Below are 20886 nucleotides of genomic sequence, written 5' to 3' on the forward strand. Positions count from 1 at the left end.
TTCGTTCAAGGGGGTCCCGGAACGCGCCACTTTCGGCCAGATCCTCGACGCCCTGAAAGCGACCTATTGCGGCTCGATCGGCGTCGAGTACATGTACCTCAGCACCCTTGCCGAAAAGCGCTGGGTGGGAAGTCATCGACGCCACCTGCATGACATCGGCCGAAGGCCTGCCGATCTGCCGCCCCGCGCGCGTGGTCCCGCGACCGCAACGCTGACCGGCGCGGCCGATACGACGGGCCTTCCTTCGCCGTGTCGCCGGCGCCGACTTTTCGTCCGGCTTGCCGAATCCACGTCCAGGCGCGCCGCATCCCGCATAATTGCCTCCATCCCGTTTCCGTTCCTACCACCGTGACCCATTCACCGCTCTGGGCCAGCGCCTTCCGCCCCTTCTACCTGCTGGGTTCCGCCTATGCGCCGCTGCTGGCGGCGATCTGGCTCGCGGCCTGGTTCGGCCTGCTGCCGACGCCCGGCGGCATGCCGCTGAAGCTGCTGCATGGCCACGAATTCGTTTTCGGCTTCGCCGCGGCGATCATCCTCGGCATCGTCGTCACCGCCTTGCCGAGCTGGGCCGGCACGGATGAAGTCGCCGGCGGGCGGCTGGCCGTGCTGGTCGCGCTGTGGATCGCCGGGCGCGCCGCATTCTGGCTCTCGCCCTGGCTGCCGGCGCCGCTGCCGGCGCTGGTCGACGCCCTGCTGTTTCCCACCGTGATGGGCATGCTGGCGCCGCAGTTGCTGCGCGCGAAAAACCGGCTCTACCTGCTGCTGCTGCCCATCATGTTTGCCCTCTTCGTCGCCAACCTGCTCTATTACCAGGGCGCAGCGAAGGGCGATGCCGGCGTCGCCGCGCTCGCTCTGCGCGCGGCGATCTGGGCCATCGTCGTGCTCTATGTGCTGAAGGGTGGCGTGCTGGCGCCGATCTTTACCGGCAACGCGCTGCGCGATAAGGGGCGCGGCGACCAGGTGCCCTTCCTGATGTGGCTGGAGACCGCGGCACTGGCGGCGCTGCTGCTGCTCGCCGGCTGCGATCTCGCCGGTGCGCCGCACCCGTGGATCGGCGCCGCCGCGCTGGCCTGCGCCCTGCTTTACGGCTGGCGCAGTGCACGCTGGCAGGGCTGGCGCGTGGCCGACGTGCCGCTGCTGCTGACCATGCACCTGGGATTCGCCTGGCTGCTGCTGGCTTTTGCATTGAAGGCCGTCGCCGAATTGACCGGCGCGCTGCCCGAGGCGGCCTGGCTGCATGCCTTCACCATCGGCGGCCTCGGCATGATGATGCTGGGCCTGATGACCCGCGTCAGCCTGCGCCACACCGGCCGCCCGCCGGTGGTGCCGCAAGTGATGCTGATTGCCTACGGCGCGATGTTCGTCGCCGCCGTGCTGCGCGTGGCGGCGGGAGTCGGCGCCCAGCACACGGCGCTGATCGGCTTGGCCACCCTGCTCTGGGCCAGCGCCTTCATCCTCTACCTGATGCAGTTCGGCGCCATCCTCGTTGCCCCCAGCCTGCCGCGCGCGGCGCCGCGTCCATGAACATCGCCCAACTCCTCGAACGTTCGGCGCGCCTCCATGCCGAGCGACCCGCGCTGGCGGTCGGCAGCCAAACCGTCGCGACTTTTGCCGAACTCGGCGAACGCGTGGCGCGCCTCGCCGCCGGCCTGGCCGCGCGCCTGCGGCCCAACGACCGCGTCGGGCTGGTGATGAAGAACTGTCCGGCCTACGTCGAGCTGATGTTTGCCTGCTGGCATGCCGGGCTGGTGGCGGTACCGATCAACGCCAAGCTGCACCCGCGCGAACTGGAATACATCCTCGGCCACGCCGGTGCGCGCCTGTGCTTCGCCACGCCCGACCTGTTCCCGGCGGTGGCCGGGCTGGCCGTGTCGGACATGGAGGCGGCGATCGAGATCGGCGCGCCGGATTGGCATGGCCTGTTCGCGGCCGAGCCGATGCCGCCGGCCTCGCGCGCTGCCGGCGATCCGGCCTGGCTGTTCTACACCAGCGGCACCACCGGCCGGCCCAAGGGCGTGACGCTGACGCAGCGCAACCTGATGGCGGCGGTGCTCAACTATTTCGCCGACGTCGATGCCATCGCGCCGGGCGACGCCATCATCCACGCCGCGCCGATGTCGCACGGCTCGGGCTTCTACATGCTGCCCCACATAGCGCAGGGCGGGCTCAACGTCACGCCGGAATCCGGCGGCTTCGATCCGGCCGAAATCTTCGAGCTGCTGCGGGCGCATCGCGGCGTGACGATGTTCGCCGCGCCGACCATGGTCAAGCGCCTGGTCGAGCATCCCGATCCGGCTGCCGTGCCGGGCCTCCGGACGATCGTCTATGGCGGCGGGCCGATGTACGTCGCCGACTGCAAGGCCGCGCTGGCGCGCTTCGGCAACGTGCTGGTGCAGATCTACGGCCAGGGTGAATCGCCGATGACGATCTCTTGCCTGCCGCGCGCCATGCATGCCGACACGGCACACCCGCGCCACCTGGAGCGCCTGGCCTCGGTCGGCCCGGCCTTCACCGGGGTCGAAGTGCGCGTCGCCGATGCCGAGGACAATCCGCTGCCGCCGGGTGAAATCGGCGAAGTGCTGGTTCACGGCGACACGGTGATGGCCGGCTACTGGAATAACCCTGCCGCCAGCGCCGAGACCCTGCGCAACGGCTGGCTGCATACCGGCGACGTCGGCAGCATGGATGCCGACGGCTTCCTGACGCTGAAGGATCGCAGCAAGGACGTCATCATTTCGGGCGGCTCCAACATCTACCCGCGCGAAGTCGAGGAAGTGCTGCTGCGCCATTTGGCGGTGAGCGAGGTTTCGGTGGTTGGCCAGGCCGATGCGGAATGGGGCGAAATCGTGATTGCCTTCGTCGTGCCGCGCGGCACCGCGCCCGACACGGCGGAGCTCGATGCGCTGTGCCTCGACCACATCGCGCGCTTCAAGCGACCGAAGCGCTACGTGATGGTCGAAGCGCTGCCCAAGAACAACACCGGCAAGGTGCTGAAGACGCGGCTGCGCGAACTGCTGGCTTAACGAGCGCGAAGGGCGTCAGGGCGCCCACTCTTCGACCGATGAAATGAAAATGGCCGGGATAGACCCGGCCGCTCTTGCGATCGATCGCAAACGCCCTACTGAACCAGCTTCCAGGTACCGTTCTCAATGCGCACCATGACGCGGGCGCGTGAATCCAGGCCCGCATGGTCAGTCGGGCTGTAGTTATAGACGCCGGTGGAGGCGACCAGGTTCTTGGTCGCTTCCAGTTCGTCGCGCAGCGCCTTGCGGAATTCCGGAGTTCCCGGCTTGGCCTTCTTCACCGCCCGTGTCGCCGCGCCGTCCAGCACCAGCCAGGCATCCCAGGCCAGCGCCGCGAACAGCGAGCGCGAACCCTTGCCGTGAGCCCCTTCGTACTTTTGCACGAACTCCAGGCCGGCCTTCTTCGACGGATGACTGTCGGGCAGTTGTTCGGCGACCAGGTTCGGTCCTACCGGCAACAGCGCGCCTTCCACCTGCTTGCCGCCGACGCGGATGAAATCGCCATTGGCGACTCCGTGCGTCTGGTAGATCTTGCCCTTGTAGCCGCGCTCGATCAGCGTCGCCTGCGGCAGCACGCCCGGCGTTCCGGCGGCCCCGATGAGGATGGCCTCGGGATTCGCCGACACGAGCTTGAGTGCCTGCGCGGTCACGCTGGTATCGGCGCGGCCGTAGACTTCCTTGGCGATCAGCTTGATGCCGGCCGCTTCCGCCAGTTTCGAGAACTCGGTATGCCAGCCCTCGCCGTAGGCATCGGAAAAGCCGATGTAGGCGACCGTCTTGATGCCGGACTTGACCATGTGCTCGACGATGCCGCCCGCCACCAGCGAATCGTTCTGCGGAATCTTGAACACCCAGGCCCGCTTCGCGTCCATCGGTTCGACGATGCGCGACGATGCCGCCAGCGCGATCAGGGGCGTCTGCTTCTCGGCGACGACATCGACCATGGCCAGCGTGCTGGGCGTGATCGAGGAGCCGATGATGACATCGACGTTGTCGTTGATCAGTTTGTGCGTGTTCTTCACCGCCGCCGACGGATCGGTGGCGTCGTCGAGCAGGATGATCTCGACCGCCATGCCGCCAAGGGTCTTCGGCACCAGTGCGAACACGTTCTTCTCCGGGATGCCCAGCGACGCCGCAGGGCCCGTGGCGGCCAGCGTGACGCCGACCTTGATCTGCGCCGCAACCGAAGTGGTGACCAGCGCCAACGTCAATACCGCAAGCAGTTTCTTCATTGTTTCCTCCTTGGACGAACTGTCATGTAGTCTGGGAAACGGACAAGTGTCGTGGTGTCCCATGGCTGCGAGCCGGCATCACCGACATCCGCGCCCCTCCCCTTTATTCCAACGGATCGAACGATACAGCAATACTCGATCCCGGAACACGCCGGTGATCTTAGCGGCAGCGGACGTTATGTGTAAATCCGACAGCCGGAATACGAATCATGAACCGCATTCATATTCAGCCAAGCGCGCCGGCGACCTGTCGCAGCCGCCGCCGTCATGCGAGCCAGGCTATTCCGGATAGGTCTCGAAGGTGTCCTTGACCAGCTTGCGCAGCCAGCTGTTCGCCTCGTCGTGGTGGTAGCGCGGATGCCAGTGCTGGCGCAGCGCGAAGCGCGGCAGGGCGATCGGGGTGTCCACGATGCGGATCGCCTTGTAGGCGGAAAAGATCCGCCCCAGCTCGCGCGGCACGGTGGCGATCAGGTTGGCATCGCCGGCGATCAGCAGCGGCACGGTCAGGAAATGCGGCGTCGTCAGGAAGATCCGGCGCGGCCGCCCGTACTGGTCCACCACGCCGTCGTAATACTCGTCCGCCTTTTCGGCCAGCGACACGACGATGTGCTGCATCTCGAAAAACATGTCCTCGCTCAGGCGCGGACCGATGCGCCGGTTCTTTCGATTGACGATGGTGACGAAGGGATGGGTGAACAACTGTTGCTGGAACAGGCCGGAAGGAACCGTCTGCAGCGAGCCGATCGCCAGGTCGACGTTGCCGGATTCCAGCGCCGCGAAGATCTGCTTGGGCGGCAGCTGCGCGGTGCGCAGCGTGCAGCCGGGCGCCTGACGGCGCAGGGCCTCGATCAGCGGCGGCAGGAAGACCAGTTCCCCCATGTCGGTCATGCACAGGCTGAAGACCCGCTTCGCCCTGGCCGCGTCGAAGCGCGTATGCACCAGCAGGTCGCTGCGGATGGTGCCCATCACGGCCAGCACCGACTCGGCGAGGCTCGCGGCGCGCGGCGTCGGCTTCATGCCCTCGCCGGTCTTGACGAACAGCGGGTCGTCGAAAAAGTTGCGCAGGCGCTTGAGGGCGTGGCTCATGGCACTTTGCGACATGCCCAGTTCGTCGGCGGCGCGCGTCACGCTCTGCTCGCGGATCAGGACGTCGAACACGGCAACCAGGTTGAGGTCCAGCGGAGCTTTATGCACAACTTTCATAATATCTATGTAGTTTGTTCGATTTACACATAATAGACCAACTCCTACCATGCACGGATCGGTCGACGGCCTGCCGTCACCGCACGTGGAAAACCAAGGAGGTGGCAATGTTCGTCAAGAACTGCTGGTATGTGGCGGCCTGGGACAACGAAGTGCCCGAGGACGGATTCCTGGCACGGACCATCGCCGGAATCCCGGTGGTGTTCTGGCGCGACTCGACCAAGCGGGTGGTGGCCTTCGAGGATCGCTGCTGCCATCGTGGCGCGCCCCTGTCGAAGGGGCGGCGCGAGGGCGATTGTCTGCGCTGCATGTACCACGGCCTCAAGTTCGACCGTAGCGGCGCCTGTATCGAGATCCCCTCGCAGCAGACCATTCCGCCGCAGGCCCGGGTGCGGGTGTTTCCCGCGATCCAGAAGCACCGCTGGGTCTGGATATGGATGGGCGATGCCACCGGCGCCGACGAAGCGTTGATTCCCGACACCCACTGGCTGGACGACCCGGCGTGGCGATGCAATGACGGCTACATCCACTACGACGTCGACTACCTGCTGATCGCCGACAACCTCCTCGACTTCTCGCACCTGCCCTATGTGCACCCGACCACGCTGGGCGGCAGCGAGGACTATGCCACGGTGGTGCCCAAGATAGAACGCACCAGCCGCGGCGTAAAAGTTACCCGCTGGACGACAAATACCGAGGCGCCTGGCTTCATCCAGAAGGTGCGGCCGTTCGCCGGCAGGGTGGACCGCTGGAATATCTACGATTTCGTCATGCCCGGGGTATTGCTGATGGACTCCGGCATGGCCTTGACCGGAACCGGCGCGCCCGAGGGCAGGCGCGTCGACGCCGCGGAGTTTCGCGGTTGCCAGGCGCTGACGCCGGCCACGGCAAACTCGACGCACTACTTCTTCGCCCATCCGCACAACTTCCTGATCGACCAGCCGGAAATCACCCGTTCCATCCACCAGAGCGTCGTCGCCGCCTTCGCCGAAGACCGCGCCATGATCGAGGCGCAGCAGGCGAGGCTGGGCATGGACGGCGGCTTCAAGATGGTCAGCCTCGGCATCGATTCCGCCCTCTCGCAGTTTCGCTGGATGGTGAACAAGCAGATCGACGCGGAGGCGAAAAGTGGCGGCAACACCTGACATGCTGACGGCACGCGTCACTGGTAGGCGCACCGTCGCCACGGGCGTCGTCGAGCTGGAACTGAAATCTCCCAACGGCGAGTCCCTGCCCTCCTTCGAACCCGGCGCCCACATTGACGTCCATCTCGATGGCGGACTGGTGCGCCAGTATTCGCTCGCCAACTTCCAGCCGGATCCCGACCGTTACACGATCGCCATCGGCCTCGCCGATGCCTCCCGCGGCGGCTCGCGCTATGTGCACGACTCGGTCGCGGTCGGCGACGAGTTTCAAATCGGCCTGCCGCGCAACAGTTTTCCGCTCGATCCACAGGCCGCCGGCTATGTGTTCGTCGCCGGCGGCATCGGCATCACACCGATTCTGAGCATGGTGCGCTGGTGCGAAATGGCGCGCAAACCGTGGCGTCTGCTTTACACCGCCCGTAGCCGACAGCGTGCCGCCTATGCCGAGGAACTCGTCGCCCTGGGCGGCGGCCGGGTCAGGCTGCATTTCGACGACGAGACCGGGCAGATGGCCGACCTGGCCGGCTTCCTTGCACGGTTGCGGCGCGACGAGCATGTCTATTGCTGCGGCCCCGAACCCCTGATGCAGGTCGTCGCGACGCAGACCGCCGCCCACCCGGCCGACTGCGTGCACTTCGAGCGCTTTTCCGCAGCCGAAGCGCCGGCCGCCGGAGGCAATCGACCCTTCCGTGTCCGCCTAAAGTCGAGCGGACGCGAGCTGCAGATCGACGCCGGCAGCAGCATCCTCGACGCGCTCGAACAGGCGGGCATCGACCATCCTTTCGCCTGCCGCGAAGGACTGTGCCGCAGTTGCGAAGCGGAGGTGTGCTCCGGCCTGCCCGACCATCGCGACTACGTGCTGTCCGACGCGGAAAAGGCTTCCAACCGAATGATGATGGTCTGCGTTTCCAGGGCGAGGGACGACTGCCTCGAACTGAACCTCTAGGCCAGCCCCCGGATGCTCGCCCTGCGCCTGTGGTCGGTACGCCATGCCCGCGGTCTCGGGCGCGCCTATACGGGCCTGTCCAAGGTCGCTCCCCTGCTGGCGCCGCTGGCGCGCCTGGTCGGCATGGGACGTACCGAGGCGCTGCTGATACCGGTGGAACGACTCGCCAAGTCGACGTTGTTCGACTGCCGCATGTGCGGCCAGTGCGTGCTCTCCGCCACCGGCATGGCCTGTCCGATGAACTGCCCCAAGGAAATGCGCAACGGCCCCTGCGGCGGCGTGCGCGCCGATGGTGGCTGCGAAGTGCGGCCGGAGCTTCCCTGCGCCTGGGTAGAGGCCGGCGCCGGGGCGAAACGCATCGCCGGCGACCGCCTGGCGCACCCGACGCCGCTGTTACCGGCGATCGACCAGCGTCGGCGCGGCGCATCGAGCTGGATACAGGTGCTGCAGGGGCGCCCGGACCCGGCATTCCAGCCGCCGGTCGGCCAGCGCATCACGCCCGTTCCGCAACAGGGGGCGCTGGAAGCGGCCTGCAACTCGGGGCGCCTGGTGGTGACGGTCGAAGTCGCCCCGCCCGACTCGCCCAGGCCCGATGCCTTGCTGGCCCGCGCCGGGCTGTTCGCCGGCCGGGTCGATGCGATCAACATCACCGACGGCGCCGGCGGCAACTGCCACATGTCCAGCGTCGCCGCCTCGGCCATCCTCGCCGCGCATGGCCATGTACCGGTCTATCAGATCGCCTGCCGCGACCGCAACCGGATCGCGATCCAGGGCGACATGCTCGGCGCGGCGGCGCTGGGCGTGAAGAACATCCTCTGCCTCACCGGCGACGACGTCAGCCAGGGCGACCATCCGCAAGCCAAGCCCGTGTTCGACCTCGACGCGGTGTCGCTGCTGCACATCGCGCGCGGCATGTGCGACCGGGGCGAGTACGCATCCGGGCGCAAGCTGCAGGAAGCACCCGACCTGTTCATCGGTGCCACGGCCAACCCCTTCGTGCCGCCCTACGCCGACCGCGTCGCCAACCTCGAAAAGAAGGTCCTGGCCGGGGCCCGCTTCATACAGACCCAGTTTTGCTTCGACCTCGGACCGTTCGTCGACTTCATGCGCGAAGTGCGCCGGCGCGGACTCCATCGCCGCGCCCACATCATCGTCGGCGTCGGCACGCTGAAATCGGCGAAGGCGCTGGCCTGGATGGTCCGCCACGTGCCCGGCGTGCAAGTTCCGTCACTGCTGCTGGCCCGCCTCGAGGGCGCCCGCGACCCGCAGCGCGAGGCGCGCCGGATCTGCATCGAGACCATCGATGCCCTGGCGCAAATCGAAGGCGTCGCGGGCTTCCACCTGATGGGCCATCGCAATGAAGACACGCTGGCGGAAATCATCGCCGAATGCGACTTGCGCAGGCGGCCGCGTTTGCATACCGTATGACCCCATGAACAACGAGGAGACTGAACGATGGGCGACATGAACGAGCAGGAAGGGCAACTTGTCGAGTTTCTCGCGGAGATGCAGGAGGACGAAGCATTGGAACTGGCCAAGCGCATGCTGCTGGAGGAAGGCGCCGCGCCCCTGCGCGTGCTGGAACTGTGCCGCAACGCGATGGACATCGTCGGCAAGCGCTTCGAGGAAGGCGAATACTTCCTGCCCGAACTGGTGCTGGCCGGGGAGATGCTGGAAACCATCGGCGCCATCGCCAAGCCGCTGATCAAGCACGCGCCGGGCGAAGAGCCGAAGAAGCTGGGCAAGGTGCTGATCGGCACCGTGCATGGCGACCTGCACGACATCGGCAAGAACATCGTCGCCTTCATGCTCGACATCAACGGCTTCGAGGTCAGGGACATCGGCATCGACGTTCCGGTGAACAGCTTCATCGACGAGATCAACACCTGGCAGCCCGACGTGGTCGGGCTTTCCGGCTTCCTGACGCTGGCCTTCGATTCGATGAAGGAGACCATCGCTGCCTTCGAACAGCAGGGCATGCGCGGCAAATTCAAGGTCATGATCGGCGGCGGCCAGATCGACGAGACGGTGCGCGCCTATACCGGCGCCGATGCCTTCGGCGTCAATGCCGTGGAAGCGGTCAACCTGTGCAAGGCCTGGATGGGAGAGGCGGCATGAGCGACCTGGTGCAGACCCCGGAGGCCAAAGTCGCCTACGACGCGCGCTGGAAGCGCATCCTGGATTGCGTCGCCCTCAAACAGGCGGACCGGATGCCGGTGATCATGTACGCCACCTACTGGCTGGCGAAGTACGGCGGCATCAGCTACAAGGAACTGATGTACGACTACGAAAAGACCAAGGAGATCGCCGAACGTGCCGTGCTCGAATTCGAGCCCGATGCCTGCATCTCGCTGGTCGGCGCCAGCGCCCTGGGCCGCGTCTTCGAGGCCACCGGCTACAAGCAGTTGCAATGGCCCGGCCACGGCGTCGGCGACAACCAGCCCTACCAATACCTCGACCGCGAATACATGAAAGCCGAGGAGTACGCCGAACTGATCGCCGACCCGACCGGCTTCTACCTCAACAAGTACCTGCCGCGCATCTTCGGCGCCTTCGAGGGCTTCGAGAACTTCCCCGTCTTTCCCGGCATGTTCTACTTCCGCGCCATCACCGGCCTGCGCCCGCTGGCGAACAAGGAATTCCGCAAGGCGCTGCAAAAGGTGCTCGATGCCGCCGACGAAGTCGACGTCTACATGACCCACGTCGGCCTGTGGAACAAGCGCATTGGCGCGCTGGGCTTTCCGCTGATCAACGGCAGCGCTTCCGGCGCGCCCTACGACGTTCTGGCCGACTACTTCCGTGGCGCCACCGGCATGATGAAGGACCTCTTCCGCCACAAGGAACAGTTGCTCGAAGCCATCGACATGATGCGGCGCAACCTGGTGCGGATGACCATCGCCAATGCGAAGGCCACCGGCAATCCGATCGTCTTCATCCCCATCCACTGGGCGCCGGATGCCTTCATGTCGCCCAAGCAGTTCGAAACCTTCTGGTGGCCGAGCTTCCGCCAGATGATGCTGGACCTGATCGACGCCGACCTGATCCCGATGCCGCTGTGGGAATCGGACTGCACCAAGCGCCTCGAAATCATCAAGGACGTGCCACCGGGAAAATGCATCTACTGGTTCGAGCGCACCGATATCGTCAAGGCCTACGAGGTCCTCGGCGACCGGGTCGCGCTGCGCGGCAACCTCTCGCCCTCGATGATGACCACCGGCACGCCGGCCGACGTCGATGCCGCCGTCAAGCGCCTGGTCGATGAAGTCTGGAACAAGGGCGGCAGCCTGATGCTGGACACGGCCTTCGGCATTCCCGACGAAACGCCGATCGACAACGTGCGCGCCATGTTTGACTCGGCACGCAAGTACGCCGGCTGAAACCGATGCGCGTCGCCCGCGGCTTCGACGTCCTGCGCGAGGTGGCGACCGCGCCGCCGCGCGGCAAGCCATCGCCGGTGCGGGAACGGCTGCGGCAGAAGGCGCTGGCGGCGGCGCGCGAACCGGGACTGGTCGACGCGGCCTACAGCTATTGCATCGTTCCGCTGGAAGCTCCGGCGACGCAATGGCTTCACGCGGGCGGCGAACGCCTGCATGGACCCTGGCTGCTGCCGGCGTCGGGCACGCTGACCGCCATCGCCTGTGCCGTTTGCACGCTGGGCCCGGCCTTCGAGCAACGGGTCAGCGCACTATTCGCCGCACGCCAGGCATCGCTCGCGATGGCGCTCGACGAACTGGGCAACGAACTCCTCTTCGCCGTCACGCGCCGCGCCCAGGACCGCATGCTGGCCGAGGCCGCGCGGCGCAAGCTGTGCATGGCAGGCGAACTTCGACCCGGCGATCCGGGGCTTGCGCTCGACGCCCAGGCTGCGGTGCTGCGCCTGGCGCAGGCGGAAAACATCGGCGTCCGCCTCGGCGGCGGCGGCCTGATGCATCCGGTCAAGTCATGCTCGATGGTGATGGGTGTCGGCATCGACCTGCCCCCGGTGCAATGGTCCCGTTGCGACCAGTGCCCGACGCGGGACAAATGCCGGGTGGTCGAGCGCGCCGCCGCCACGACCGCTTCCTGAACCGCCATGTCCACGCCCCCGGCCCCGCACCGCTTGAACTTTCCCGAGCTCGATCGCGAGATCGAGGTGCAGGGCGAGGAAACCATCTTTCACGGCGCGCGCCGCAACGGCCTGCGCATCGTCGGCGCCTGCGGCGGGCGCGGCACTTGCGGCACCTGCGTAGTGCGCGTGGTCGAGGGTCGCATCGACCACGTCCATTCGGCTGCCCCCGGCCTGCTGGAAACCGACGACGCCGCCACCGGCGTCGAAGCGCCCGCGCCGGGCCGCAGGAAATGGTTGCGCGCCTGCCAATTGCGAGTGCGCAGCGACTGCACCATCGAAGTTGCGCCGCGTTCCCTGGCACCGGTGGTGCGGGCCGACGTTGACTTCGGCGACGCCGGAGAAACGCTGCCGCTCGATCCCGCGGTCAGCAACCACGACCTGATGCTGCCGGGGGCCACGCTAGACGACAACCGCAGCGATGCCGACCGCGTACTGCAGGCGCTGGCGCTGCCCGACCTGGACATCGACCTCGTTGCCGCGCGCGGCCTGTCCGTGGCATTGCGCGACGGGGACGCGGCGACCTGGGCATTGCGGGTGCGCCGCCACGGCCATGAGCTGATCGACTTCGCGCCGGTCGGCAGCAAAAGCCTGGGACTCGGGGTGGACCTCGGCACCACCAATGTCGCCGCCTTCCTGATCGACCTCGAAAGCGGCGCAAGGCTCGCCAGCCTCGGCATCGAGAATCCGCAGACCGCCTGGGGTGCCGACCTGATCAGCCGCATCAACCACGCCATCGGTGGTTCGCGTGCGGCGGACGATCTGCGCGAGGCCGCGGTGGCAGCCATCAACGGCCTGGCCCACGACCTGTGCCGTGCGGTGGGCAGCCACAGCGGATGCATCGTCGATGCGGTGGTCTGCGGCAATACGGCGATGCACCACCTGCTGCTCGGCTTGCCGGTGCGCCAGCTTGGCCGCGCGCCTTTCGTCGCCGCGCTGCATGCGCCTACCGACGTGAAAGCGCGCGACCTCGGACTGGTTTTTTGTCCCGGCGCCAGCGTGCACCTGGCGCCGAATATTGGCGGCTTCGTCGGCGGCGACCACGTCAGCACCTTGTTGGCGACGGAAGATCGCTGGCGCCCACTTGGCACCAGCCTGGTGATGGACATCGGCACCAACACCGAGATATCCCTGATCCACGGCGGCGAAATCAGCTCGGCCTCCGTTCCCTCGGGTCCGGCCCTGGAAGGCGGCCACATATCCTGCGGCATGCGCGCCGCCGACGGCGCCATCGAGCGGGTCAGCACGGTCGAAGGCCGACTGGTCGTGCACACCATCGGCAATCGCGCTCCGGTTGGCCTGTGCGGCTCCGGCGTGCTCGATGCCCTCGCGACGCTGCGCCGGCTCGAGATCGTCAGCGCCCGCGGCCGCATCGCCGCGGCGCATCCCGACGTCGAGGAAACCGATGGCCTGCGCGCCGCGCTGCTGGCGCCCGGCGTGAGGCTTACGCAGCACGACGTACGCGCCGTGCAACTGGCGAAGGCGGCTATCCGCACCGGCGTCGAACTGCTGCTGCGCGACCACGGCATCGCCGAGCAGCGAATCGACCGTTTCATCATCGCCGGAGCCTTCGGCGCCTACATCGACATCGCCAGCGGCATCGACATCGGCCTGTTTCCCGACCTGCCCGCCGGGCGCTACGCCCAGGTCGGCAACGCCGCCGGCCTCGGTACCCGGCGCATGCTGGCCAGCCTCACGGCCAGGACCCGCGCCGCGGAGATCGCCGGCGCCTGCCGCTACGTCGAACTATCGACCCGCGGCGAGTTCCAGAAGACCTTCATGCACCACATCGGCTTTCCCAGCGAGCTACCCAGGAGATCCCAGTGACGGCAGCAAACGACTTCGCCCTGCGCATCATCGGCGAGCGCATCAATCCCGGCTTCAAGAGTACCCGCGCCCTGTTCGACACCGAGGACATCCCCGGCATCCAGGCGCTGGCGGTCAAGCAGGCCGAGGCCGGTGCGGCCTACCAGAACGTCAATATCGGTGCGCGCGCCATGACCGATCCCGAGTTCATGACGAAGATCATCACGGCGATCCAGGATGTCGTCGGCACCCCGCTGTCCTTCGATTTTCCGAGCAGGAAGGTGCAGGAAATCTGCCTCGCCGCCTATCGGCCCGAGCGCGCCGGCGGCGCCCTGCCCATCGTCAACTCGATCACCGAGCACCGCTGGGACCTGATGGAACTCTACGGCAAGTACCGCTTCAAGGTGATCCTGATGGCCTCGGAGCGCATGGAAGACGGCGTCGCCCGGGGCAACAAGACGGCGGAGCAGATCCACGGCACGGCGCGCCGCGCCGCGCTGCGCCTGAAGAGCGAGTACGGCTTGGCACTCGAAGACATCTTCATCGACATGTCCGTTTCCGCCATCATCGCCGACACCGAGGGACTGAACCGCGCCACTGTCGATGCCATCAGGCTTATCGGCGCCGACCCCGAGCTGAAGGGGGTGCACATGATGGGCGGCCTGTCCAACATCGGCCAGCAACTGCCTCCAAAGGCGGCCGACGGTTCCGACCTCAAGCATTGCCTGGAAAACGCCTTCCTCACCCTGACCGTGCCCCACGGCTTCGATACCGTGCTGGGTACTCCCTGGCGCGGCTACGCGCCGCTCCCGGAAGAACACCACGTCATGCAGGCCTACCGCAACTTCCTCGAGCAAAGCGGCAGCAACGCCTTGCGCGCCGTGCGCAAGTTCTACAAGGCCTGAGCCATGAGCAACGCCAACCTGGCCCTGGTGGTGGACGAATGGTTCGATGGCGAGACGCGCCATCGCGAAACCACCACGCTGCTGGTGCGCGACGGCCGTCTGGCCCGCATCGCGCGCGGCGACGTTGCGACCGAGGTCGCGCCACCGGGATGCACCGTCGAACGAGGCGCCTTCCTCATGCCCGGACTGGTCGACGCACACGTGCACCTGTTCCTCGACGGCGCGTCGACGGACGCCGCGACCCGTTCCGCGCACCTCAAGAAACCGCTCGACGGGATTGTCGCTGCGGCGCGGGCCAGCGCGCGCCAGGCCCTGGTCTGCGGCGTCACCCTGGTGCGCGATGCAGGCGACCGGCACGGCATCAACCACCGCGTCCGCGAAGAGAGCCGTGTCGCCGGCGCCGACTTTTGCCACGTCCGCTCCAGCGGACTGGGAATCAAGCGCCCGAAGCGCTACGGCGCCTTCATGGCGCGGGACGTCGAGGACGACGCGGCGATCCGCGAATCGGTCGCCACCCTGGCGCGCGACAATGATGAAATCAAGCTGATCCTGACCGGCATCATCGATTTCGGTGCCGGCGCGGTGACCGACGAACCGCAGTTCAGCCTCGACCAGGTCCGCCTCGTGGTCGACATCGCCCGCACCTGCGGGCGCAGCACCCTCGCCCACTGCAGCGGCGGCAAGGGCCTCAAGATCGCGGTCGCCGCCGGCGTCGGCTCGATCGAGCACGGCTTCTTCATGGACCGCGAGACGCTCGCCGTGATGCGCGACAAGCGGATCGCCTGGACCCCCACCTTCTGCCCGGTGCATTTCCAGTGGGCCCATCCCGAAGTCGCGGGCTGGTCGTCGGACACTCGGGGCAAGCTACGCCGCATACTCGACGGCCATGCCGAACATCTGCGGCTGGCGGCCGAGATGGGCGTGCCACTGTTGATCGGCACTGATGCCGGCAGCATGGGCGTCGAACACGGCCATGCCCTGTTCGACGAAATCGATCGCTACCTCGACGCCGGCCTGGGCATGGCGGCGATTCTGGCGGCGGCAACCGCGACGGCCCGGCGGCACTTCGGCATCGAACATCCCTTGCTCGCCCCCGGCGCCCCGTTCGATGCGGTGCTGCTGGCCGCCTCGCCCTTCGCCCAGCCCGCGGCATTGCGCAGGCCGCAAAAGGTCTGGCGGGGCGGTTCCTGATCCACTTGCCCGCAAGCGTTCGACATCATCGCCAGCGGCGCTGGTAATCTAGTAGGCGCGCCACACCAGACCCGGAACCACGATCCGCCATGACCCCCAGCCAGATAGTCCAGTTCCTCGACCAGCACGTCGTCGGCCAGGACGAGGCCAAGCGCCAGCTTGCCGTCGCCGTCTATACCCACTACAAAAAGGTTGCGCTGGCCGCGCCCGACAGGCTTGAGATCATCAAGAGCAACGTGCTGCTGGTCGGCCCCACCGGCACCGGCAAGACGCTGATGTGCGAGACGCTGTCGCGCGTGCTCAAGGTACCCTTCGTCACCGCCAACGCGACCTCGCTGGCGCAGACCGAATACGTCAACGACGAGATCGAAGCGATCCTGCAGCGCCTGATCGACAAGGCCGAGGGCGACATCGAGCGTGCCCAGCGCGGCATCGTATTCATCGACGAGATCGACAAGCTGAAGGTGGTGCACAGCCAGCAGGGCCAGGTGCGCGGTACGTCCGGCGAGGGCGTGCAGCACGCGCTGCTCAAGATCATGGAAGGCGCGCCGGTCAAGATCAAGGATTCGCACTACATCGACACCACGCAGATCCTCTTCATCTGCGGCGGCGCCTTCGTCGGCCTCGACGAAGTGCTGGCGCGGACCAGGTCCTACGGCTTCATATCCACTTCGGAAGCCGACAACCAGAAACTGCTCGACCGCCTCAACTCGCGCGTCAAGCCGACCGACCTGTTCGAGTACGGCCTGATCCAGGAATTCGCCGGGCGCCTGCCCATCGTCGCCTCGCTGAAGCCCTTGTCGCGCGAACTGATGGTGCGGATCATGACCGAGCCGAAGAACTCGATCTACAGCCAATACCGGCAGATCCTGCAGAACTCGGGAGTCGAACTGCTGATCGCGCCGCTGGTGTTCGAGCAGATCGCCGACCTCGCCATGGAGTACAAGGTCGGCGCGCGCAGCCTGCGCGGCATCTTCGAGGAGATGCTGACGCCGGTGATCTACCTCGTGCCCGACCATCCGGAAGTGCGCCAGGTCCGCATCACCTCGCTGTTCGACAACCCGAAGTTCATCGGCAGCGCGCCGGCGCCCTAACCCGCGCACTATCGCCGGGCCGCATCGCCGTGTCGCGGGCGCCGACTTCTTGAACCCCGTGCCGCATCGCAGCAAAGAAGCCGCTTATGGTCCGATACGCTGAATCTTGCGGCCGGCGTTTCCCCCTCCGCTAGACTCGAAAGAAAAATTCGACTGTCAAAAAGGGGGATACGCATGGGCATGCTTGACTGGTTCAGGAGCATCGTCAAGGGCGAGGACAAGTCCATCGCCCACTCGCCTGCCACCGCGGGCGGCAGCGAAGACAAGGGCGCGGAAGTCGCCGGACTGAATTTCAAGACGGCGGTCGACGCCCACATGAAATGGAAGGTCCGCCTTGAGTCCTACATCAGCGGCACCAGCACGGAACAACTCAAGGTCGAGGTGGTCTCGCGCGACGACCAGTGCCCGCTCGGAAAATGGATTTACGATCACGGCGGCGAGAAGTTCGGCTATTCCGAAACCTTCTTCGACATGAAGGCTCACCACGCCAATTTCCATCGCTGTGCCGGCGCGGTTCTCGCAGCAGCGCAGGCCGGCGACACCACCGCGGCCACCAAGTTGCTGCAGGGCGGCGACTATGTCAAGGCCTCTGAACGCGTCAAGATGCTCCTCGCGCGGCTGTTCATCATCGCCTCGGACGGCAAGGAAGCCATCGATTCCCACCTGAAGTGGAAGGCCAGGCTGCGCGATTACATCACCGGCGCCAGCAAGGAAGACCTCCAGGTCGAGAACGTCTCGCGCGACGACGCCTGCCCGCTCGGCTACTGGCTCAGCGGCATCGGCGGCGAACGCTTCGGCGCGACGCCCGCCTATGAAGTGCTCAAGGCGCGCCACGCCCATTTCCATCGCTGTGCGGGAGACGTGCTTGCCGTCGCGCAAAGGGGCGAACGCGATAAGGCCTTGCAGATGCTCGAGCATGGCGCCTATCCCGATGCCTCGCACCAGGTCGCCTCGGCCGTGGTCGGTCTTTTCGAGGGCCGCAAAAAGTCCGCGGCCTGATAGGGCGTTGCCGTGCGGCCGGTGCCGAATCGTCGCGGTTGCCTTGGCAAAGGACCCCGCTCCGGCCGACCGGTTGGTCGGCTGACGCTCAGGCCGACATCAACGCCGGACCACCCTTCTCCAGTGCGCGCCGATAGGCCGGCCGGGCGACCATGCGTTCCTTGTAGGCCATCAGCTTCGGATAGTTGCCGAGTTTCGCGCCGCGCGAGAGCGCGGCCTCGACCGGGAAGCTCATCTGGAAGTCGGCGATGCTCAATTGCGCGCCGGCGAACCAGGCATGCCGTGCGAGATGGCTTTCCATGAACGCCAGCGCGGTGACCACGTTAGGGTCGACCAGCTTCTTCTGTACCTGCGCGCAAATTTTGCGCGCGATGGGTCGCACGAAGAAGGGCATGGGCTGGGTCGGGATGCTCATGAACACCAGCTTCATCACCAGCCAGTTCATTAGCGAGCCCTCGGCGTAATGCATCCAGAAGCGCGCCTGGCGATGCTCCTCCGTACCGGACGCGGGCACGAGGCCGACCAGGTCGCCGGTCGCGTGCTGTCCATAACCTTCGGCGATGTGTTCGAGGATTGCGCCGGACTCGGCGATGACGAGATCGCCGTCGGTGATCACCGGCGACTTGCCCAGCGGATGCACGGCCTTGAGCTCCGGCGGCGCCAGGCGAGTCTTGCGGTCGCGCTTGTAGATCACCAGTTCGTAGGGCAGGCCGAGTTCTTCCAGCAGCCAGAGGACGCGTTGCGAACGCGAGGTTTCGAGGTGGTGGACGGTAATCATGGCGCTCAGGATAGCGGCTTGCCACGGTGCCGTCGAGTCGCCGACGAATCGACGCGCCGGGTCGCCAGCGACCGAAGGAAGTCCCTGTGGGACGCCGACTTTTGGGCACGTCCGGGCGGATTGTGCGATCGGCACGAATATCGGATAATCTTTGTATACCGCATACAAAGGATCGCACCATGACCGCCCGCTACGCCAATCCGCTGCTCGCCACGCCCACCCGCCCCCTGCCTCGCGCCGTCGCCATCATCGGCGCCGGCACCATCGGCCCCGACATCGGCTATTACCTGAAGAGCGCGATCCCAGGCCTCAAGCTTTACCTGGTCGACGTAAACCAGAAGGCCGTCGAATCCGCCCTGCTGCGCTTTGCCGAATACTCGAAGAAGGCCGTCGCCCGCGGCAAGATGAGCGAGGCCGAAGCCAGGGACGTAATCCACAACCTCTACGGCACGATGGACTATTCCGACATCGCCGATGCCGACTGGGTGATCGAGGCCGCCACGGAAAACCTGCCGCTCAAGCGCAAGATCTTCGCCCGGATCGAAGCCGTGGTCCGCGCCGACGCGCTGATCACCTCGAACACCAGTTCGCTGCCGGCGGAACTGATCTTCTCGCAGATGAAGAATCCGGCTCGCGCCACCGTGACCCACTTCTTTGCACCGGCCTGGCGCAACCCCGCCGTCGAAGTCATCGAATGGAAGAAGTCCGACCCGGCCGTGGTCGACTACCTGCGCTGGGCCTTCTGCGTGACCGGCAAGGTACCGCTGCTGACCGCCGACGTCGCCTGTTTCATGCTCGACCGCATCTTCGATAACTGGTGCAACGAGTCCGCCCTGCTGCTCGACCGCGCCACGGCCGCCGAGGTCGACAGCGTCGCCGCCGAGTTCGTCCATGCCGGTCCCTTCTTCGTGCTGAACCTGGCCCGCGGCAACCCCATCATCACCGAGACCAATACCCTGCAGGCCGAGATGGAGGGTTCGCACTACGATCCCGCGCCGATCTTCAAGTCGGTCGATACCTGGGTCACGGTGCCGCCCGGCAAGAAAGTCGAGGTCGCTCCGGCCACCGCGCAGGCGATCCGCCAGCGCCTGCTGGGGATACTCTTCTCGCAGAGCGTGGACATCGTCGACCGCAAGATCGGCGACCCGGCCGACCTCGACCTCGGCTGTCGCCTGGCGCTGGGCTTCAAGCATGGTCCGCTCGACCTGATGCGCACGCTGGGCGAGCAGACCACCGGCCAGGCCCTGATCCGCCTGCGCACGGAACGCGCCGGCATGCCGATGCCGGCCCGCCCTTTCGACGCCTACCAAGGCTTCCTGCGCCACATCCTGGTCGATGACCTGGGTGACGTGAAAGTCATCACCCTGCGCCGCCCCGAGGCGATGAACGCGCTGCATGACGACATGAACAACGAGATCCTGTCGGTGATCCGCCGCTTCGAGAACGATCCCAAGGTGGCCGGCTTCGTCATCACCGGCTACGGCACCAAGGCCTTCTGCGCCGGCGGCGACATCGGCCGCTTCGTGGACATGCTGGGCGACGCCGACGCCTCGGCGCAATACGCCCGCGACTGCTCACGCCTCCTGGTCCACCTCGACCAGATGACGAAACCGGTGGTCGCGGCGCTGAACGGCATTGCCTTGGGCGGTGGCTTCGAGTTGGCCTCGCGCTGCCATAGCATCGTCGCCCTGAAGCGCGCCTGGATCCAGATGCCCGAGGTGACGCTGGGCATCACCCACGGCATCGGCGCCATGGCCGTACCCTATCGTCGCTGGCCGCATGCGGCACCGACCTTCAATGCCATGCTGCGCACGGCGGAACGCCTGAAGGCCACGCGCGCCCACGAACTGGGCATCATCGACGGCATTGCCGAGGACGTCGACCACCTGGTGGCGATGGCCGTTGCGCGAGCCCGCGAACTCGCCGGCAAGGTCAGGCCGATCGGCGATGCCCCGGTGCAGGTAAGCATCGATCCGGTCGAAGCGCGCGCGGCCAGCGGCCAGGTGCTGAGCCGGGAGTGCATCGAACTGATGGAGCGATCCATCCTCGAGGCGGCGGCGGCAGCGAGCTTCGCCGAGGCGCTGGAAGTTGGCTACCGCTCCTTCGGCCTGTCCGCCTGCCTCGACAGCGCGCGCGAGGGCATCACGGCGTTCAAGGAAAAGCGCACGCCGGATTTCAGCAAGACAAAGTAACCCCTCCCCGGCGGATCCGCCCCGGCAGCGCGGGTCCGCCGCCCCCGCGACGCATCCGGTCCGCGCCGCGGGCGCGCCTACGTATAGGCCGCAGTTTTCCGCGCAATCCACGGATGGACAAACTTTCGTCGTTTCAAAACAATGGACCACTCGTTCCAACGATCCACAGCGAGCGGCAAGTCGACCCTGCGATGCAGCAAAGGATGTCCGCGTCCTCGCCGCGCGCGGGCTGGCACTAACCGATCCCAGGCCGTGAACCGCTCGCCC

General features: G+C 66.5%; 18 protein-coding genes. 15 read left to right on the forward strand and 3 right to left on the reverse strand.

The window, feature by feature from the left end:
* The 3 genes from J0M27_RS19045 to J0M27_RS19055 all read left to right on the forward strand — a co-directional run.
* Positions 1-352: hypothetical protein (locus J0M27_RS19045; protein ID WP_294995548.1), on the forward strand; the 352-nt coding region annotated here is incomplete at its 5' end.
* Positions 349-1524 (forward strand): NnrS family protein, encoded by a 1176-nt coding sequence (locus J0M27_RS19050; protein WP_294995551.1) that lies wholly within the window; start codon positions 349-351, stop codon positions 1522-1524. The genes J0M27_RS19045 and J0M27_RS19050, both read left to right, overlap by 4 nt.
* Positions 1521-3023: an AMP-binding protein gene (locus tag J0M27_RS19055; RefSeq protein ID WP_294995554.1), complete on the forward strand. Its 1503-nt coding sequence runs from the start codon at positions 1521-1523 to the stop codon at positions 3021-3023. Before J0M27_RS19050 ends, J0M27_RS19055 begins: the two co-directional genes overlap by 4 nt.
* 95 nt (positions 3024-3118) lie before the next feature.
* On the opposite strand, the gene J0M27_RS19060 is transcribed toward J0M27_RS19055, so the two are convergent.
* Positions 3119-4255 carry an ABC transporter substrate-binding protein gene (locus J0M27_RS19060; RefSeq protein ID WP_294995557.1) on the reverse strand — a complete coding sequence of 379 codons (1137 nt, stop codon included), beginning with the start codon at positions 4253-4255 and terminating at the stop codon, positions 3119-3121.
* Between the two features lie 279 nt (positions 4256-4534).
* Positions 4535-5449, reverse strand: a complete 915-nt coding sequence (locus tag J0M27_RS19065) for a LysR family transcriptional regulator (protein WP_294995559.1) — start codon at positions 5447-5449, stop codon at positions 4535-4537.
* A gap of 116 nt (positions 5450-5565) precedes the next feature.
* Between J0M27_RS19065 and J0M27_RS19070 the strand changes: the two genes are divergently transcribed.
* From J0M27_RS19070 to J0M27_RS19120, 11 genes are all read left to right on the forward strand, one after another.
* Positions 5566-6603: an aromatic ring-hydroxylating dioxygenase subunit alpha gene (locus J0M27_RS19070; protein WP_294995562.1), complete on the forward strand. Its 1038-nt coding sequence runs from the start codon at positions 5566-5568 to the stop codon at positions 6601-6603.
* Positions 6587-7549 (forward strand): PDR/VanB family oxidoreductase, encoded by a 963-nt coding sequence (locus tag J0M27_RS19075; RefSeq protein ID WP_294995564.1) that lies wholly within the window; start codon positions 6587-6589, stop codon positions 7547-7549. The genes J0M27_RS19070 and J0M27_RS19075 overlap by 17 nt, the downstream gene beginning before the upstream one ends.
* Before the next feature lie 12 nt (positions 7550-7561).
* Complete coding sequence (locus tag J0M27_RS19080) at positions 7562-8977, forward strand: methylenetetrahydrofolate reductase C-terminal domain-containing protein (protein ID WP_294995567.1); 1416 nt, start codon at positions 7562-7564, stop codon at positions 8975-8977.
* A 27-nt stretch (positions 8978-9004) separates the two neighbouring features.
* The gene (locus J0M27_RS19085) at positions 9005-9667 is read left to right on the forward strand and encodes a cobalamin-dependent protein (protein WP_294995570.1); all 663 of its coding nucleotides are present in this window, start codon (positions 9005-9007) and stop codon (positions 9665-9667) included.
* The gene (locus J0M27_RS19090; protein WP_294995573.1) at positions 9664-10926 is read left to right on the forward strand and encodes a uroporphyrinogen decarboxylase family protein; all 1263 of its coding nucleotides are present in this window, start codon (positions 9664-9666) and stop codon (positions 10924-10926) included. The genes J0M27_RS19085 and J0M27_RS19090 overlap by 4 nt, the downstream gene beginning before the upstream one ends.
* Positions 10927-10931: 5 nt before the next feature.
* Positions 10932-11615: a hypothetical protein gene (locus J0M27_RS19095; RefSeq protein ID WP_294995576.1), complete on the forward strand. Its 684-nt coding sequence runs from the start codon at positions 10932-10934 to the stop codon at positions 11613-11615.
* 6 nt (positions 11616-11621) lie between these two features.
* Positions 11622-13481, forward strand: coding sequence for an ASKHA domain-containing protein (locus tag J0M27_RS19100; protein ID WP_294995579.1), 1860 nt, complete (start codon positions 11622-11624; stop codon positions 13479-13481).
* Entirely contained in the window at positions 13478-14365 is an 888-nt protein-coding gene (locus J0M27_RS19105; protein ID WP_294995582.1) for a dihydropteroate synthase, read from the forward strand. Before J0M27_RS19100 ends, J0M27_RS19105 begins: the two co-directional genes overlap by 4 nt.
* 3 nt (positions 14366-14368) lie before the next feature.
* Positions 14369-15556, forward strand: coding sequence for an amidohydrolase family protein (locus tag J0M27_RS19110; protein WP_294995585.1), 1188 nt, complete (start codon positions 14369-14371; stop codon positions 15554-15556).
* Between the two features lie 89 nt (positions 15557-15645).
* A complete protein-coding gene (clpX, locus tag J0M27_RS19115) occupies positions 15646-16650 on the forward strand; it encodes an ATP-dependent Clp protease ATP-binding subunit ClpX (RefSeq protein WP_294995587.1) in 1005 nt (334 codons plus the stop codon).
* Positions 16651-16824: 174 nt separating this feature from the next.
* Positions 16825-17649, forward strand: coding sequence for a CZB domain-containing protein (locus tag J0M27_RS19120; protein WP_294995590.1), 825 nt, complete (start codon positions 16825-16827; stop codon positions 17647-17649).
* An 88-nt stretch (positions 17650-17737) separates the two neighbouring features.
* Here J0M27_RS19120 and J0M27_RS19125 read toward each other — a convergent pair whose 3' ends face one another.
* Entirely contained in the window at positions 17738-18427 is a 690-nt protein-coding gene (locus tag J0M27_RS19125) for a glutathione S-transferase (protein ID WP_294995592.1), read from the reverse strand.
* Between the two features lie 179 nt (positions 18428-18606).
* Between J0M27_RS19125 and J0M27_RS19130 the strand changes: the two genes are divergently transcribed.
* Positions 18607-20619: a 3-hydroxyacyl-CoA dehydrogenase/enoyl-CoA hydratase family protein gene (locus J0M27_RS19130; RefSeq protein ID WP_294995595.1), complete on the forward strand. Its 2013-nt coding sequence runs from the start codon at positions 18607-18609 to the stop codon at positions 20617-20619.
* Positions 20620-20886: the final 267 nt, after the last annotated feature.

The sequence above is a fragment of the Sulfuritalea sp. genome, assembly GCF_017302275.1.
Classification (GTDB): Bacteria; Pseudomonadota; Gammaproteobacteria; order Burkholderiales; family Rhodocyclaceae; genus Sulfuritalea.